Annotated in this window: 12 protein-coding genes; 4 read left to right on the top strand and 8 right to left on the bottom strand. The window is 59.2% G+C overall.

The features are described 5' to 3' along the window. Nucleotides 1–179: 179 nt before the first annotated feature. The 4 genes from glpD to CER19_RS20875 all read right to left on the bottom strand — a co-directional run bounded on the left by glpD (nt 180) and on the right by CER19_RS20875 (nt 5,247). On the bottom strand, nt 180–1,718 hold the full coding sequence (glpD, locus tag CER19_RS20860; protein ID WP_116667819.1) for a glycerol-3-phosphate dehydrogenase: 1,539 nt from the start codon (nt 1,716–1,718) through the stop codon (nt 180–182). Between the two features lie 260 nt (nt 1,719–1,978). Continuing rightward, complete coding sequence (locus CER19_RS20865) at nt 1,979–2,734, bottom strand: DeoR/GlpR family transcriptional regulator (protein ID WP_003188962.1); 756 nt, start codon at nt 2,732–2,734, stop codon at nt 1,979–1,981. A 73-nt stretch (nt 2,735–2,807) separates the two neighbouring features. Then, nucleotides 2,808–4,313, bottom strand: coding sequence for a glycerol kinase GlpK (glpK, locus tag CER19_RS20870; protein WP_032893327.1), 1,506 nt, complete (start codon nt 4,311–4,313; stop codon nt 2,808–2,810). Nucleotides 4,314–4,389: 76 nt separating this feature from the next. Next, on the bottom strand, nt 4,390–5,247 hold the full coding sequence (locus CER19_RS20875; RefSeq protein ID WP_116667820.1) for an MIP/aquaporin family protein: 858 nt from the start codon (nt 5,245–5,247) through the stop codon (nt 4,390–4,392). A 325-nt stretch (nt 5,248–5,572) separates the two neighbouring features. Here CER19_RS20875 and ybaK point away from each other — a divergent pair, with 325 nt between their 5' ends. Then, nucleotides 5,573–6,043, top strand: a complete 471-nt coding sequence (gene ybaK / locus CER19_RS20880) for a Cys-tRNA(Pro) deacylase (RefSeq protein ID WP_014717137.1) — start codon at nt 5,573–5,575, stop codon at nt 6,041–6,043. Nucleotides 6,044–6,177: 134 nt separating this feature from the next. Here the strand turns inward: ybaK and CER19_RS20885 are convergent, their stop codons facing one another. Both CER19_RS20885 and argF read right to left on the bottom strand, forming a co-directional pair. Beyond that, nucleotides 6,178–7,287: an ABC transporter ATP-binding protein gene (locus CER19_RS20885; protein ID WP_116667821.1), complete on the bottom strand. Its 1,110-nt coding sequence runs from the start codon at nt 7,285–7,287 to the stop codon at nt 6,178–6,180. Then, on the bottom strand, nt 7,284–8,204 hold the full coding sequence (gene argF, locus CER19_RS20890; protein ID WP_003188973.1) for an ornithine carbamoyltransferase: 921 nt from the start codon (nt 8,202–8,204) through the stop codon (nt 7,284–7,286). The genes CER19_RS20885 and argF overlap by 4 nt, the downstream gene beginning before the upstream one ends. 434 nt (nt 8,205–8,638) lie before the next feature. On the opposite strand from argF, the gene CER19_RS20900 reads away from it, so the two are divergent. Next, the gene (locus CER19_RS20900) at nt 8,639–10,747 is read left to right on the top strand and encodes a molybdopterin oxidoreductase family protein (RefSeq protein WP_116667822.1); all 2,109 of its coding nucleotides are present in this window, start codon (nt 8,639–8,641) and stop codon (nt 10,745–10,747) included. Between the two features lie 77 nt (nt 10,748–10,824). Next, nucleotides 10,825–11,163 carry a Grx4 family monothiol glutaredoxin gene (gene grxD / locus CER19_RS20905; protein WP_116667823.1) on the top strand — a complete coding sequence of 113 codons (339 nt, stop codon included), beginning with the start codon at nt 10,825–10,827 and terminating at the stop codon, nt 11,161–11,163. A gap of 173 nt (nt 11,164–11,336) precedes the next feature. On the opposite strand, the gene bfr is transcribed toward grxD, so the two are convergent. Continuing rightward, nucleotides 11,337–11,807 carry a bacterioferritin gene (bfr, locus tag CER19_RS20910; RefSeq protein ID WP_012722487.1) on the bottom strand — a complete coding sequence of 157 codons (471 nt, stop codon included), beginning with the start codon at nt 11,805–11,807 and terminating at the stop codon, nt 11,337–11,339. Between the two features lie 201 nt (nt 11,808–12,008). Then, the gene (locus CER19_RS20915; RefSeq protein ID WP_003188977.1) at nt 12,009–12,227 is read right to left on the bottom strand and encodes a bacterioferritin-associated ferredoxin; all 219 of its coding nucleotides are present in this window, start codon (nt 12,225–12,227) and stop codon (nt 12,009–12,011) included. Nucleotides 12,228–12,470: 243 nt separating this feature from the next. On the opposite strand from CER19_RS20915, the gene CER19_RS20920 reads away from it, so the two are divergent. Further along, on the top strand, nt 12,471–13,073 hold the full coding sequence (locus CER19_RS20920) for a peroxiredoxin (RefSeq protein ID WP_003172097.1): 603 nt from the start codon (nt 12,471–12,473) through the stop codon (nt 13,071–13,073).

A 13,073-nucleotide genomic window follows, 5' to 3' on the forward strand; every position in this document is an offset into this window, starting at 1 on the left:
GGCAATATTCTCGGTTGATAGTCCGGCAAACCGAATAGGGTAGAGGGGCGTGTTCGGAAAACCGAATAGTCCGTAGGGGCGAGCTTGCTCGCGAAAAACGCAAAAACGCCGCGTTTATGCTGAATAAACGCGGCGCTCTCAGGTTTTTCGCGAGCAAGCTCGCTCCTACAGTAGGGTGGTCAGGCGGCTTCGATCTTGCTGCGGTTCTGCTCGACCTTGGACAGGTAGCGCTGTAGGTTTTCCTGCTCCTGCGGTGTGGTGAACAGGCCAAGTTTGGTACGACGCCACAGCACGTCCTGCGGTTGCGTCACCCACTCTTCGGCGCACAGGTAGTCGACTTCGCGGGTATAGAGGCCGCCACCCAGGTGGTCACCCAGATCGGCGAGCGATTGCACGCCCTCCAGCAGCCGCCAGGTGCGGCTGCCGTAGGTGGTGGACCAGCGACGGGCGATCTCGCTCGGTACCCAGTCGAACTTGGCGCGGATGGCATCGGCCAGGGCCTCTGGGGTAGTCATGTGTTCGCCGCCGGGCAGGCTGGCCGTGGCGGTCCAGCTAGGGCGCATCTGGGTGAAGTACGGCGCCAGTTGGGCCATGGCCGACTCAGCCAGTTTGCGATAGGTGGTCAGCTTGCCACCGAATACCGACAGGATCGGCGCTTCGCCGGTGCCCCCGGACAAGGCCAGGGTGTAATCACGCGTGATGGCCGATGGGTTGTCCGACTCGTCGTTGCACAGCGGGCGCACGCCGGAGTAGGTGTGGACGATATCGTCACGGCTCAGTTGTTTCTTGAAGTGCGCGTTGACCACTTTGAGCATGTAGTCGGTTTCACCTTCGGTGATCGCCACTGCAGCCGGGTCGCCGGTGTATTCGCGGTCGGTAGTGCCGATGATGGTCAAGTGGTTCAGGTACGGAATGGTGAAGACGATGCGCTGGTCTTCGTTCTGCAGGATATGCGCGTGGGCGCCTTCGTACAGGCGCGGCACGATCAGGTGGCTGCCCTGGATCAAGCGGATGCCGTAGGGCGAATCCAGCTTCAGGTCGTCCTTGATGAATTTGGCCACCCAAGGGCCGGCAGCATTCACCAGGGCGCGGGCGCGGATCGAGAACAGGCTGCCGTCGGCACGCTCCATGTTCATTTCCCACAGGCCGTTGCTGCGATGGGCGCTGACGCAACGGGTTTGCGTATGGATATGCGCGCCTTTTTCGCGGGCGGCCATGGCGTTGAGCACGACCAGGCGGGCGTCATCGACCCAGCAGTCGGAGTATTCGAAGCCTTGGGTGATTTCACTTTTCAGCGGGCTGTCTGCACCGAACTTGAGGCTTTTGGAGCCTGCCAGCTTCTCGCGCTTGCCTAAGTGGTCATAGAGGAACAAGCCAGCGCGAATCATCCACGCCGGGCGCAGGTGCGGGCGGTGCGGCAGTACGAAGCGCATTTGCTTGACGATGTGTGGGGCTTTGCCCAGCAGTACCTCACGTTCGGCCAGGGCTTCGCGCACCAGGCGAAATTCGTAGTGTTCCAGGTAACGCAGGCCACCGTGGATCAGCTTGCTGCTGGCCGAGGAGGTGTGGCTGGCCAAGTCATCCTTTTCGCAAAGGAATACCGACAAACCGCGACCGGCTGCGTCTGCCGCAATCCCGACGCCATTGATCCCGCCACCAATTACGGCAACGTCATAGACTTCGGCAAGCGGTGGAGCAGGCAAGGTGGAAGGGTTCATCGGCTGGCCTCGCGATCTTTTCGTCTTGGAATTCGAACATTAATGTTCATTTGCGAAAATGGTAGCTGATAATTGCGGGCACAGCCACCCGACTTCGATTGAAAAAACTCATCGAAGGGTGGGGAAAGGAAGAATTATGAACAAAGGTGAATGTATTGGTGTGAGTGAGGCCGTCATCGCGGGCAAGCCCGGCTCCCCACATTTGATCGCATTTCAAACTGTGGGAGCCGGGCTTGTCCGCGATGACGCCTGAACAGGCGCTACACCACTTCCAGCCGCACCTTGTGCTCATTCAGCACTTGCACCAACGCCGGCACTGGCTGCTGGTCAGTCACCAGGCAGTCCACCAGGCTGATCGGCCCCAGGCGAATCATGGCATTGCGCCCGAATTTGCTGGAGTCTGCCGCCAGAATCACTTGCCGCGCATTGGCGATGATTGCCTGGGAAACTCGCACTTCCTGGTAATCGAAGTCCAGCAGGCTGCCGTCCTCGTCGATCCCGCTGATGCCCACCAGGGCAAAGTCGACCTTGAACTGGTTGATGAAGTCGACACTGGCCTGGCCCACCACGCCACCGTCACGGCGCACATTGCCGCCGGTGAGCAACACATCGAAGTCGTCCTTGGCACTGAGCATGGTGGCGACGTTGAGGTTGTTGGTGATGATTTTCAGGTGGCTGTGATTGAGCAGCGCCCGGGCGATGGATTCGGTGGTGGTGCCGATGTTGATGAACAGCGAGGCATGATCGGGAATCTGCGCGGCGATGGCTTCACCGATGCGTTGCTTCTCGTCGCGCATCTGGTCGGCACGCATGGCGTACGCGGTGTTTTCGACACTGGAGTCATAGGCTGCGCCGCCGTGGTAGCGGCGCAACAGGTTGGCGTCCGCCAGCTGGTTGATATCGCGGCGGATGGTTTGCGGGGTGACAACGAATAGCTGCGCCATTTCCTCGATACTGACGTAGCCGCGTTCGCGGACCAGTTCGAGGATTTGTTGTTGGCGGGGAGGCAGATTCATGGGGCGTCCTTTGGGCTGCCATACAAAAGTGGCCCATGATGACGCAGGAATCCGCTCCCTGCCAGTTACAACCTTATTCAGCGCCCTCGTGCGGTTCCCAGTCACGGGTGCGGCTCACGGCTTTTTGCCAGCCGGCGTAGAGTTTCTCTTTGGCCGCCTCATCCAGCTGTGGTTCGAACTCGCGCTCGATCACTGCCTTGCCGCGCAACTCGTCCAGGCTGCCCCAGAAGCCACACGCCAGGCCCGCCAGGTAGGCCGCGCCGAGGGCAGTGGTTTCACGCATTTGCGGGCGTTCGACCTGGGTGCCGAGGATGTCGGCCTGGAATTGCATCAGGAAGTTGTTGGCAACCGCGCCGCCGTCCACGCGCAGGGCCTTGAGGCGTTCGCCCGAGTCCTGCTGCATGGCGTCGAGGACGTCGCGGGTCTGGTAGGCAATCGACTCCAGGGCTGCACGAATAATGTGGTCCACGCGTACGCCACGGGTCAGGCCGAACAGTGCGCCACGGGCATACGGGTCCCAGTAGGGCGCGCCGAGGCCGGTGAAGGCGGGTACCAAGTACACGCCGTTGCTGTCTTTGACCTTGCCGGCAAAGTATTCGGTGTCGTGGGCATCGTTGATGATCTTCAGCTCGTCACGCAGCCATTGCACGGTGGAGCCGCCGTTGAAGACAGCGCCCTCCAGGGCATAGGCCACCTCACCGCGCGGGCCGCAGGCGATGGTGGTGAGCATGCCGTGCTTGGATTTCACCGCCTTGTCGCCGGTGTTCATCAGCAGGAAGCAGCCGGTGCCGTAGGTGTTCTTGGCCTGGCCCGCTTCCACGCACATCTGGCCAAACAGGGCCGCTTGCTGGTCACCGGCAATGCCGCCGATAGCGATGCCGCTCTTGGTGCGACCGTAGATTTCCGATGACGACTTCACTTCAGGGAGCATTTCCCGCGGAATGTCGAGAATCTCCAGCATCTTCGCATCCCATTCCAGGGTGTGGATGTTGAAGAGCATGGTGCGCGAAGCGTTGGTGTAGTCGGTGACGTGGGTCTTGCCGCCGGTAAATTTCCAGATCAGCCAGCTGTCGACAGTGCCGAACAGCAGTTCGCCATTGCGGGCACGTTCGCGGCTGCCTTCGACGTTGTCGAGGATCCACTTGAGCTTGGTGCCGGAGAAGTACGGGTCGGTCACAAGGCCCGTGGTGTCGCTGATGTATTGCTCATGGCCGTCGCGCTTGAGCTGCTGGCAGATCTCGGTGCTGCGGCGGCACTGCCAGACAATGGCGTTGTAGATCGGGCGGCCGGTGATCTTGTCCCAGACCACGGTGGTTTCGCGCTGGTTGGTGATACCGATGGCGGCCACCTGGTCATGGTGCAGGCCCGCCTGGGCCAGTGCCTCGACCATCACCGCGCTCTGGGTGGCGAAGATTTCCATCGGGTCATGTTCAACCCAGCCGGCCTGCGGGTAATGCTGGACGAATTCACGTTGGGCGGTACACACCACGTTGGCGTCACGATCGAAGATGATCGCCCGGGAACTGGTGGTGCCCTGATCAAGGGCAATGATGTAGTTCTTATTCTGAAGGTCGGTCATGTCAATTGCCTTGGACGAAATAAGGAAGTCAGAAATCAGCCTGGGCCGCGAAGGGCAGGGGACCAGGCTGGCGCTTTCAGGAAATACGAGTCTTGCCGTTGACAGCCGTGTCAGGTGTTTCTTCAGCTAAAGCCGGTGCGGCGCTCGGCAGGTGGCGGGCAATCAGCCCGCGATAGGCCGCGGCACCGAGGCATGCGCCGACGATCGGGGCGAAAATCGGCACCAGGAAGGAAGGAATATCGCGACCGCCAGTAAAGGCCATTTCACCCCAACCGGCGAAAAAGGTCATCAGCTTGGGGCCGAAATCCCGTGCCGGGTTCATCGCAAAACCGGTCAACGGGCCCATGGCGCTACCGATCACGGCGATCAGCAAGCCGATCAGCAGGGGCGCCAGCGGGCCGCGTGGCAGGCCATTGTTATCATCGGTGAGCGCCATGATCACACCCATCAGGATCGCGGTGATGACCATTTCCACCAGGAACGCCTGAGCCGTGCTCAGTAGTGCATGAGGATAGGTGGAGAACACCGAGGCCAATTCCAGGCTGGCTTGGGAGCCGCGGACCATGTGGTGGGTTTGTTCGTAATCGAAAAACAGATTGCTGTAGAGCGTGTACACCAGGGCGGCGGAGCAAAAGGCGCCGGCGACCTGGGCAAGAATATAGAAAGGCAGTTTGCGCTTTTCAAAATCGGCAAAGATGCACAGGGCGATACTGACCGCCGGGTTGAGGTGAGCCCCGGAAATACCGGCACTCAGGTAGATCGCCATGCTCACGCCGACCCCCCAGATGATACTGATTTCCCACAAGCCAAAGCTCGCACCCGCGACCTTGAGCGCGGCGACGCATCCTGTACCGAAAAAGATCAGCAGCGCGGTGCCCAGGAATTCGGCCATGCATTGGCTCGAAAGTGAAGGCTGTTGAAGAGCAGTTGTCATGGAAAACCTCAATTGTTGTTCTTGTCTTGCGCACGGCCTCAACGGGCAGCTGCGCGATATTCACCGCGAGAAGGATCCCCATCCTGGATCGCGGCTTACTGCGGAGTACCAGAGGATAATTCCTACGGTATTCGGAAACGAAAAAATATAGACAAGAATGACCGCTGTCAAAGGTCGAAAGTGAACCATTGGTCATTTCCGAACTATTGGTGTGGTGAATGATCATGGCCAAGGCGCATTGCTTTAGCGGTGATAGGTCTGTGCTAGAGCGTTTTAGGTAGGCTTGGCCTAGAATTGGCCATCAGTTTGCCCGCCCGGAGCCGCTATGACCCCTGCATTGGACCTGTTGAAAAAAGTTCGCGCCGAACATCGTGTGCATAGTTATGAACATGATCCCAAGGCCGCCTCGTATGGGCTGGAGGCCGCGGAGAAATTGAGCCTGGACCCGGCCCAGGTGTTCAAGACGCTGTTGGCGAGCAGCGAGAAGGGTGAATTGTTGGTGGCGGTGGTGCCGGTCGTCGGAAGTCTTGACTTGAAAGCCCTGGCTCACGCTGCGGGTGTGAAGAAAGTCGAAATGGCTGATCCGGCAGCGGCGCAGCGCTCCACGGGTTATCTGTTGGGTGGCATCAGTCCGTTGGGGCAGAAAAAGCGCTTGCGCACGTTTATCGATGAAACGGCGCAACCCTTTGCAACGATTTTTGTCAGTGCGGGCAGAAGGGGCTTGGAAGTTGAATTGCCCGCGGCGGTGTTGGCTGAACATACCCAGGCCAAATTCGCACCGATCGGTCGGGCCTGATAATCATTTTTTGAAGTCTATGAGGATCAAATGTGGGAGCTGGCTTGCCTGCGATAGCATCAACGCGGTGTACCAGATAACCCGAGTTGTCTGCATCGCAGGCAAGCCAGCTCCCACAGTTTGACCCGGTTTTGTCAGTGAGCGACGCTGTGGCGGCGCACGCCTGACTCAACAGCAGGAATCTGCGCCGCTGTGCTGCCGGATGCCTGGAACACCACCAAATGTTCAGCCGCCACACGAATCCCCACCTCTGCGCCCACTTGGTGATCGGCATGGCTGGGGAAAATCGACTCCAATTGCGCGCCGGTCGGCAGCTGTAACCGGTACAGCGTTGAGGCGCCGAGGAAGGTCTTGCCGACGATCCGGGCTTTCAACGCGCTGTCCGGTGCGTAAACGATGTCATCCGGGCGCAGCAGTACATCCACCGCAGCACCGGTTGGCAAGGTGTAGGCACGGTTGCCGCGCAGGTCGCCCAGTTCAGTGCTGACCGATTCCGGCGAGCTCAGCCGACCACGGATGAAATAACCCTGGCCGATGAAACTGGCGACGTAAGGCGTCTGCGGTTCGTGATAGAGGTTGTAGGGCGTGTCCCACTGCTCTAGCCGGCCTTCCTTGAAGACCCCGACGTGATCGCTGACGGCGAAGGCCTCTTCCTGATCATGGGTCACCAGGATCGCGCTGGTGCCGCGTGCCTTGAGGATGTCGCGCACTTCATGGCTGAGCTTGCGGCGCAGTTCTCCATCGAGGTTGGAAAAGGGTTCATCCAGCAACAGCAGTTGCGGTTCCGGCGCCAGCGCGCGGGCGAGGGCGACGCGTTGTTGCTGACCACCGGAAAGCTCATGGGGGAAGCGCTTGCCCAGGTTCTTCAAGTTGACCAGTTCCAGCAACTCGGCGACCACGCGCTCTTTTTGCGGGTGTTTGCGAATGCCAAAGGCGATGTTGTCAGCCACGCTCAGGTGCGGGAACAATGCGTAGTCCTGGAACACCATGCCGATGCGACGCTTCTCCGGCGCGAGGGTGAAACCGGCACGGGAGATGATGTCGCCCGCCAGGCTGATTTCGCCTTCATGCACCGGCTCAAAGCCTGCAATCGCGCGCAGGGTAGTGGTCTTGCCGCAGCCCGAAGAGCCGAGCAGGCAACCGATATCGCCGGCGTTAAGATGCAGGTTGAGGTTCTGCACCACACGTTGGTCTTGATAGCCGCATGCCAGATTGCGCAGGTTCAGCAGTAATGGCTGGCTCATGCGTGGTGGTACGACGGTGGTACGAGGAATTCGAGCAAGGCTTTTTGCGCATGCAGGCGGTTCTCGGCCTGATCCCACGCGACTGAGCGCGGATCGTCGAGCAGGTCCTGGCTGATTTCTTCGCCCCGGTGGGCGGGTAGGCAGTGCATGAACAGCACGTCCGGCGCGGCCAGGTCGAGCAACGCGCGAGTCACTTGGAACGGCGCGAATTGGGCCAGGCGCTTGGCGGTTTCGTCTTCCTGGCCCATGGAGGTCCAGACGTCGGTGCTGACCAAGTGAGCGCCGACCACTGCATCTTTTGGATCGCGCAGCAGTTGCACACGACCGTCGGCCTTGGCCATGAACTCGGCGCTGGGCTCGTAGCCTTCAGGGCAGGCGATACGCAGGTGGAAGTCGAACTGGATCGCTGCTTCTATATAGCTGTTGCACATATTGTTGCCGTCGCCGATCCAGGCCACGGTCTTGCCTTGGATCGAGCCACGGTGTTCGAGGAAGGTTTGCATGTCGGCCAGCAACTGGCAGGGATGCAGGTCATCGGACAGGCCGTTGATCACGGGCACACGGGAGTTGGCGGCAAATTCGGTCAAGGTGCTGTGGGCGAAGGTACGGATCATCACGGCATCGAGCATGCGCGACATCACGATGGCGCAATCGCTGATCGGCTCACCACGGCCCAACTGGGTGTCTCGCGGTGACAGGAAGATCGCCTGGCCACCCAGTTGGATCATGCCGGCTTCGAACGACAGGCGCGTGCGGGTCGAGGACTTTTCGAAAATCATCCCGAGCACACGGTTTTTCAACGGCTCAAACAGTACACCGCGGTTACGCAGGTCTTTAAGCTCAATGCCTCGACGGATCACGCTGACCAGCTCTTCGGGCGTGCAATCCATCAGGGAGAGAAAGTGCCTTGCGCTCATCATTAACTACCTTTTGCAACAGACCGCAGATACTCAAAGCCTTGTTTATTGCGACAACGGGCGAGACCTGCGGCGAAAGCCGCACGGGGCGACGAAATAGGGGAAGACGCGATATTGACATTAAATGTCGCGTTTTACCAATAGGGGCTACGGTTTTAGGGGTGTTCAAGCAGGGCGCTGACGCGCGTTTGAAGACGATTTCCTGACAGCAGCGAGCCATTTGTACACTGGCGTCCAGGCCTTTTGCAATGCGCGGGGGCGGGCTTGGGCCAGGTCGCGTCGGTTTCAGCGCCTGTGGGCAAGGTTTCTGAAACATTTGCTCATGCTTAGCCATGCCCTGGCCTATGCCCGTCGATTCACAGCGCGAAGGTTGCTGGCGCCCCAGGTGGTCGCGGCCCATAGTTGAGCCAAAGCCCCTATAAAAGAGACTGGCCATGACCAAGACTCTCCATCACCGTGCCTGCCACCTGTGCGAAGCCATCTGCGGCCTCACCCTGGAAACCACCCAAGCCGAAGACGGTAGCCTGGCGATCACCTCGATCAAGGGCGACCCTCTGGACAGTTTCAGTCGCGGCCATATCTGCCCCAAGGCCGTGGCCCTGCAGGATATCCAGAATGACCCAGACCGCCTGCACCAACCCATGCGGCGGGTGGGCAGCGAATGGCAGCCGATTGCCTGGGATGAAGCCTTTGCCCTGGTGGCCGAGCAGCTGGCTGGTATTCAGGCGAGGCACGGCCAGAACGCGGTGGCGGTGTATCAGGGCAACCCCAGTGTGCATAACTATGGGTTGATGACCCACAGCAACTACTTTCTAGGGCTGTTGAAGACGCGCAATCGGTTTTCCGCGACCTCGGTAGACCAGCTGCCTCATCACCTCACCAGCCACCTTATGTACGGCCACGGCCTGTTGTTGCCCATTCCCGACATCGACCAGACCGACTTCATGTTGATCCTCGGCGGCAACCCGCTGGCCTCCAATGGCAGCATCATGACCGTGCCTGATGTGGAAAAACGCCTCAAGGCCATCCAGGCGCGGGGCGGAAAAGTGGTGGTGGTCGATCCTCGGCGCAGCGAGACAGCAGCCATCGCAGACCAGCACGTGTTTGTGCGCCCCGGCGGCGATGCGGCGTTGTTGTTTGGGGTGCTCAACACGTTGTTCACAGAAGGGCTGACACGCGACAGCCATTTGCCGGTGGAAGGCCTGGATGATGTACGCAAGGCGATGGCCGGCTTCGATGCCGAGGCCATGAGCCGCCAGTGTGCGGTGCCTGCCGAGCAGATTCGCCAGCTGGCCAGGGACTTCGCCGGCGCTGACAAGGCCGTTTGTTATGGCCGCATGGGTGTCTCGACCCAAGCGTTTGGCACGTTGTGCCATTGGCTGGGGCAACTGATCAACCTGGTAACCGGCAATCTGGACCGCGTCGGCGGCGCGCTCTGCACCAGCCCGGCAGTGGACCTGGTGGCCTCCACCAGCGGCGGCCATTTCAACCGCTGGCAGAGCCGCGTGTCTGGGCGCCCGGAGTACGGTGGAGAACTGCCGGTGTCGGCGCTGGCCGAAGAAATGCTGACCGAGGGTGAAGGGCAGATCCGCGCCTTGGTGACGGTGGCCGGCAACCCGGTGCTGTCCACGCCGAACGGTCGTCAATTGGAGCAAGCACTGGACGGCTTGGAATTCATGGTCAGCATCGACCTGTATATCAACGAGACCACGCGTTATGCCGACCTGATCTTGCCCTCCACTTCGGCGCTGGAAAACGATCATTACGACACCACCTTCAATCTGTTTGCGGTGCGCAATGTCACGCGCTTCAATCGTGCCATCCTGCCCAAGCCGGAAGGTGCGCTGCATGACTGGGAGATCTTTGTCGGCTTGGCCAAGGCATTCGCGGCGCACACTGGCGCGGTGCTCAAACCCACCCTGCCGCCGGCGCAGATGATCGATTTCGGGCTGCGCGCGGGTGCCTACGGTGACGCATCCAGTCATAAGCTATCGGTGGCGATGCTGGCAGATCATCCCCATGGCGTGGACCTGGGACCGCTCAAGCCCAACCTCGCGGCGCGTTTGAAAACGGCGGATGGCAAGGTGCAAGCGGCACCGGTCGTGATCCTGGCGGACCTGGCGCGTTTCGCTGCGCAGCCGGTGCCGGTGGCCGACGAACTGCTGCTGATTGGGCGACGGCATGTGCGTAGCAATAATTCCTGGATGCATAATTATCACCGGCTGGTGAAGGGTAAGCCACGCCATCAACTGTTGATGCACCCCGACGATCTGGCCAGACGGCAGTTGAGCGATGGCCAACGGGTGCGAGTGAGTTCGCGCACCGGCATGATCGAAGTGGAAGTAGTGGCCAGTGCAGACATGATGCCGGGTGTGGTCAGCCTGCCTCACGGCTGGGGCCACGGTCGCCCGGGCGTGCAGATGAGCATCGCGAGTAGCCAGCCGGGGGCGAGTGCCAATGACTTGACCGACGAGCGGCAATTGGATGAGTTGTCGGGTAATGCGGCGCTCAACGGCGTACCGGTGAAGGTGGCGGCGGCCTGAGGATCCTGCTGGATTTTTGCGTTACAATGCGCCACCGTGCCGACCCGTGTGTCGCAAAGTTCCTGCAGAGGTGTTCCATGGATATCATCGAAACGATCAAAGAGCAGATTGCCAACAACACCATTCTGCTTTACATGAAAGGCGCTCCAAACGCGCCTCAGTGCGGTTTCTCCGCGAAAGCGTCCCAGGCCGTGATGGCATGTGGCAAGAAGTTCGCTTACGTGGATATCCTGCAAAACCCTGAAATTCGCGCCAACCTGCCAAAGTACGCCAACTGGCCGACTTTCCCGCAGTTGTGGGTAGCCGGTGAGCTGGTTGGCGGTAGCGACATCATCACCGAGATGGCAGCGGATGGTTCCCTGCAAGCGCTGATCAAGGACGCAGCGGAAAAAGCAGCGGCCAAGACTGACGCCTAATTGGCAATAAAAAAGCCCCGCTTCTCACAAGAGAGCGGGGCTTTTTTTGAGCTTTTCTGTAGGAGCGAGCTTGCTCGCGAAGAGCGTCAACGATAACGCAGCGCGCCTGGTTTAACGCGTTGCCTGGGAGTCCTTCGCGAGCAAGCTCGCTCCTACAGTGATAGCAAGCGCAGTTATTCGCCCATCTGCGATTGCAGGTAGTTCTCCAGGCTGACCTTGTCGATCAGGCCCAGTTGGGTTTCCAGCCAGTCGATATGCTCTTCCTGATCTTCCAGGATATCTTCCAGCAGTTCACGGCTGCCGAAATCGCCCTTGGTTTCGCAGTGAGCGATAGCGGCCTTCAGGTCACTGTGGCTCTTGCGCTCAAAGCCCAGGTCGCTGCTGATCATTTCCTGGGTGTGCTCGCCGATGTTCAGCTTGCCCAGGTCCTGCACGTTCGGCAGGCCTTCCAGGAACAGGATGCGCTTGATCAGCGCGTCGGCGTCCTTCATGGCCTTGATTGACTCTTTGTATTCACGCTTGCCGAGCTTTTCCAGGCCCCAATCGTCGTACATGCGCGCATGCAGAAAGTACTGATTGATCGCGACCAGTTCATTGGCAAGGATTTTGTTGAGTTGCTGGATGACTGAGATGTCGCCTTTCATGACTGGGGTCCTGCCCTGTAATAGCTGTGTATAGGGCGGAGTCTGAGCGGTGAAAATCTTAGTGTCAAACCTAAGTTATTGAATAATAAATGAAAATTAATCGGAATAAGAATGTTTGTGTTCCGCGTCTTGGCGCTAACTATTTGAATTAATGGCATAAAAAAACCGAACACTAGGTCCGGTTCTTCAAAACATGCCTATTCAGGCGTGTTTAAATTCTGCTGGGTAGGGGAGCGCGGCCTGGGCTGTCTGCAGTTGCGTCAGGGTTTCCCGTACCACTTGCTTGGCCAGGCAGGCACATTTGCCACACTGGCTGGCAACGCCGGTGGTTTCACGTACTTCCTTATAGCTGCAGCAACCTTCGTAGATTGCTTCGCGGATTTGTCCGTCGGTGACGCCAGTGCAGAGGCAGACATACATAAGTGAGAACCGTCGCGGGTTTAAGGCTTAAGTGCGATGGATCTTAATGTTAACGAGAATGATTGTCAAAATAGTTTCATCCCCGATCCCGCGCACATTGCCCATGCGCTGACGAACGGTTTTTTCGGTGTATGATGGTCGGTCTTTACGAAGCGCGATTGCGTCATGTTTCTGTCGATTTTCCCCGGCAGACTCGACCTGTCCTTTTGCTTCAATCGTCACCCCCACATCAGGAGATATCCAATGAGCGTACTCGTCGGTAAACAAGCCCCGGATTTCGACGTACCAGCCGTGCTCGGCAATGGCGAAATCGTTGACAGCTTCAAACTGTCTGAAGCCATCAAAGGCAAATACGGCCTGGTGTTCTTCTACCCGCTGGATTTCACCTTCGTCTGCCCTTCGGAGCTGATCGCCCTGGACCACCGCATGGACGATTTCAAGGCGCGCAACGTTGAAGTGGTCGCGGTTTCCATCGACTCCCATTTCACCCACAACGCCTGGCGCAACACCGCCATCAATGACGGCGGCATCGGTAAAGTCAAATACACCATGGCTGCCGACATGAAGCACGACATCGCCAAGGCCTACGACGTTGAGTCCGAAGGCGGCGTGGCGTTCCGTGGCGCATTCCTGATCGATGACAAGGGCGTTGTGCGCTCGCAGATCATCAACGACCTGCCGCTGGGCCGTAACATGGAAGAGCTCATCCGCCTGGTCGACGCGCTGCAATTCCACGAAGAGCACGGCGAAGTCTGCCCTGCCAACTGGAAAAAAGGCGACAAAGGCATGAACGCTTCGCCAGAAGGCGTTGCGGCTTACCTCACCGAGAACGCTGGCAAGCTGTAA

This window comes from Pseudomonas sp. GL93 (genome assembly GCF_003408955.1).
Lineage (GTDB): Bacteria > Pseudomonadota > Gammaproteobacteria > Pseudomonadales > Pseudomonadaceae > Aquipseudomonas > Aquipseudomonas paracarnis.